The sequence below is a fragment of the Tardiphaga sp. genome, from assembly GCF_044340795.1.
Classification (GTDB): Bacteria; Pseudomonadota; Alphaproteobacteria; order Rhizobiales; family Xanthobacteraceae; genus Tardiphaga.
Genome location: NZ_JBIISY010000394.1, coordinates 1 through 3,620, shown reverse-complemented (window position 1 = coordinate 3,620; position 3,620 = coordinate 1). Strand labels below are relative to the sequence as shown.

Here is a 3,620-nt window from a genome sequence, read left to right as displayed (position 1 = left end):
ACGTCGCGGTGGCGCGCCGTAAGGCGTTGCGCTGTTTGGGCTCGCTGGCGATCCAGCGTTGAACGGACAGCGTCAAGTCCACTCAAGTGCGCCTTGCGGCGTGCCACCTCCCCTCATGTCTGGAGGGGAGGAATGCTCATACCTCGGACGCGCAAGCGCCGCGAGAATACGAGAGCGTGGCTGTTTGATAGGTTGATCGAGACGCAACGCGCCGCTTGGGGAGGGAGAAGACAGTCAATCCGCGTTCGGATCGACCATCGCGACCGTGATCCAATGCGCTTCGAGCGCGGGTTTCTTGATGCCTTCGACCTCGATCACCGTGTCCCAGGCCGACTGGATCGACACCGCGCGCTCGTTCAGGCCCACGAGCCGGAATTTGCCACGCACGCGCGCGCCTGCTTTCACCGCGCTGTTGAAGCGCACGCGGTCAAAACCGTAATTCACGCCCATGCGCGAACGCTGCACGCCGGGCATCGCATCGAAGGCGAGCCTCGAGAGCAGCGACAATGTCAGAAAGCCATGGGCGATCGTGCCGCCAAAGGGCGTTTCCCTCGCGCGTTCGGGATCGACATGGATGAACTGCCAGTCGAGCGTGGCGTCCGCAAATGTATCGATCATGGATTGATCGACCACGACCCAGTCCGACACCAGTTCCTCGCCATTCAACAGCTTGCGATACTCTTCCAGCGGAATAAGTTTTGCGCGAATGGCTTCGAGCTGCTGTGTGGCGCGTTCTGCGTATGACACCGTGGTTGGTCCTTGAAAGTGGTCTTGTATAGGCCGAAGGGCGGATGAGCGAAGCGTAATCCGCCGGCCGAGTCCATAACGGAAACTCCGCCGGCGGATGACGGCTTCGCCTCATCCGCCCTACGGCTCGATTTTACCAGCCCTGAACGAGGATGTTCTTGAACTGCCACGGATCTGACGTGTCGAGTTCTTCCGGGAACAGGCCCGGACGGCCTTCGAGCGGCGTCCAGTCGGTGTAGTAACCCTTCACCGGACCGAGATACGGCGTCTGGATTTCGAGCAGGCGATCGAAGTCCATTTCATCGGCTTCGACGATGCCTTCATTCGGATTTTCCAGCGCCCACACCATGCCGCCGAGAACAGCCGACGTCACCTGCAGCGCCGTGGCGTTCTGATACGGCGCAAGTGCACGCGTCTCCTCGATGGAGAGCTGCGAGCCATACCAGTAGGCATTCTTGTCGTGGCCGAACAGCAGCACGCCGAGTTCGTCGATGCCGTCGACGATTTCGTTCTCGTCGAGGATGTGATGCTTCTCCTGCATCTTCGCCGCGCGGCCGAACATCTCGTGCAGCGACAGCACCGCATCGTCGGCGGGGTGATAGGCATAGTGGCAGGTCGGGCGATAGACGGCGTTGCCCGCGGCGTCACGCACGGTGAAGTAATCCGAGATCGAGATCGACTCGTTATGCGTGACCAGGAAGCCGTATTGCGCGCCGCGGGTCGGGCACCAGGTGCGCACGCGCGTATTGGCGCCGGGCTGCATCAGATAGATCGCAGCGCCGCAGCCGGCTTCGTGGGTCTTGGCGTTGTCCGGCATCCACTTCTCATGGGTGCCCCAGCCGAGTTCGGACGGCTGCACGCCTTCCGACAGGAAGCCTTCCACCGACCAGGTGTTGACGAACACGTCCGGCTCTTTCGGATTCTTCGAGCGCTGGGTGTCGCGTTCGGCGATATGGATGCCCTTGATGCCGGCCTGGCGCATGAGGTCGGCCCATTCGGCCTTGGTCTTCGGCTTCGGCGCATTGAGCTTGAGGTCGGCGGCGACGTTGAGCAGCGCCTGCTTGACGAAGAAGGACACCATGCCCGGATTGGCGCCGCAGCACGAGACGGCCGTGGTCGAGCCGGGTTTGCGCGCCTTCTTGGCGGCCAGCGTGTTTTCACGCAGCGCGTAGTTGGAGCGTGCTTCCGGACCCTTGGTGGCGTCGAAATAGAAGCCGAGCCAGGGCTCGTTCACCGTGTCGATATAGAGTGCGCCGATCTCGTTGCAGAGCTCCATGATGTCGGTGGAGCCGGTGTCGACCGAGAGGTTGACGCAAAAGCCCTGGCCGCCGCCTTCGGTGAGAAGCGGGGTCAGGAGTTCGCGGTAGTTGTCCTTGGTCACGCCCTGCTGGATGAAGCGCACGCCCTGCTTTTCGCAATGCGCCTTGCGGCCCTCGTCCTTGGGATCGAGCACGGTGACGCGCGACTTGTCATAGTCGAGGTGGCGCTCGATCATCGGCAGCGTGCCTTTGCCGATCGAGCCGAAGCCAACCATGACGATGGGGCCGGTAATCTTCGCGTAGATCTGCGAGGGAATGGACATCAGCAAGAAACTCCAGGGCGGAACGGATGGACGTGAACGGCTCCGCCGTTCGCGGAGCCTGGGTGGATTAGTGCGAGCGACGCTTTGCGGTCACTTCGATTTCGACCTTCATCTCTGGCCGGTAAAGACCAGCAACCACGAGCAGTGTTGCGGCCGGGCGGATGTTGCCGAGATGCTCACCGCAGACGATGAATACCGCGTCGGCATCCTGCGCATTGGTGATGTAGTAGGTGGCGCGGATGATGTCGGCCATGGCGAATCCGGCCTCTTCCAGCGCGCTCCTGATCGTCTTGAAGCAGTTATATGTCTGCGCCGTGACATCGGTCGGCATGATCATGGTGGTGTAGTCATAGCCGGTGGTTCCGGCGACGAAGCAGAAATCGCCATCGACCACCGCGCGGCTGTAACCGGCGAGCTTTTCGAACGGCGATCCCGAGGAAATCAGTTGGCGCGTCATGGCTGGGGACTCTCCTGCAGAGATGAGCCCCGCAATGCCGGTTCCTGGCGGTCAAATCAAGCCGCGCGGGCGAATGGCTGGAACTCGACCTCTGCGCGACGGACCCGTTTACCGCTCGGCAGGATGATGCCGCGGGCGCGATCCAGCGCATCCGGCTTCAGTTCAAGGCCAAGCAGGCGCTCGCGCTCGAACGGGCCGGGAAGGGCGAGCGTGTCCATCCGGTCCGGCGTGAAGCCGAAACGGGCGTAATAGGGTGCGTCCCCCAGCAGCAGGATCGCGCCGTGGCCGCGCGCGGTGGCTTCCGTGATCGCGTGCTGCATCAGTGCGGCGCCGATGCCGAGGGCGCGCAACGCGGGATCGACGGCCAGGGGGCCGAGCATGAGTGCTGCTCGGCCCCCGGCATCGACATGCCAAAGCCTGATCGTGCCGACCAGCTTGCCCTCGAAATCCACCGAGAAGGCGAGGCCTTCTGCGGGCAGTCGTCCGTCACGCAGTCGCTGGCAGGTGCGGGCATGGCGCGAGGCGCCGAAGCACACATCCAGCAGGGATTCACGGGCGGCGATGTCGGAGCCGTTTTCCGCGCGGATCACGAACGGAGTGGCTGCGATGGTCGGGGCGATGATGTTGGTCTCGTGCAGATCGGTCATGGCATGTGTCCCCACTCCGCGTGGTGCGCGGAGTGTTGTCATTCCGGTGAGTGACAGGATGAGAGCCGGTGAGCCGGATCTCGGTTTCTTCTCCCTCCCCCTTGCGGGGAGGGCGGGGTGGGGGTAGCCGCAAACTCAGGAGCCTGTGGCTACCCCCACCCGGATCGCTTCGCGATCCGACCTCCCC

4 protein-coding genes are annotated in these 3,620 nt (G+C 63.1%); all 4 read right to left on the bottom strand.

Annotated elements, in window-relative coordinates:
• Nucleotides 1-234: 234 nt before the first annotated feature.
• The 4 genes from ACIQ17_RS32060 to ACIQ17_RS32045 all read right to left on the bottom strand — a co-directional run bounded on the left by ACIQ17_RS32060 (nucleotide 235) and on the right by ACIQ17_RS32045 (nucleotide 3,433).
• The gene (locus tag ACIQ17_RS32060) at nucleotides 235-747 is read right to left on the bottom strand and encodes a MaoC family dehydratase (protein WP_398473581.1); all 513 of its coding nucleotides are present in this window, start codon (nucleotides 745-747) and stop codon (nucleotides 235-237) included.
• Between the two features lie 133 nt (nucleotides 748-880).
• On the bottom strand, nucleotides 881-2,329 hold the full coding sequence (locus ACIQ17_RS32055; RefSeq protein WP_398473580.1) for a homospermidine synthase: 1,449 nt from the start codon (nucleotides 2,327-2,329) through the stop codon (nucleotides 881-883).
• Between the two features lie 67 nt (nucleotides 2,330-2,396).
• A complete protein-coding gene (locus ACIQ17_RS32050) occupies nucleotides 2,397-2,786 on the bottom strand; it encodes a RidA family protein (RefSeq protein ID WP_398473579.1) in 390 nt (129 codons plus the stop codon).
• Nucleotides 2,787-2,842: 56 nt separating this feature from the next.
• Nucleotides 2,843-3,433 (bottom strand): GNAT family N-acetyltransferase, encoded by a 591-nt coding sequence (locus tag ACIQ17_RS32045; RefSeq protein WP_398473578.1) that lies wholly within the window; start codon nucleotides 3,431-3,433, stop codon nucleotides 2,843-2,845.
• Between the last annotated feature and the right edge of the window lie 187 nt (nucleotides 3,434-3,620).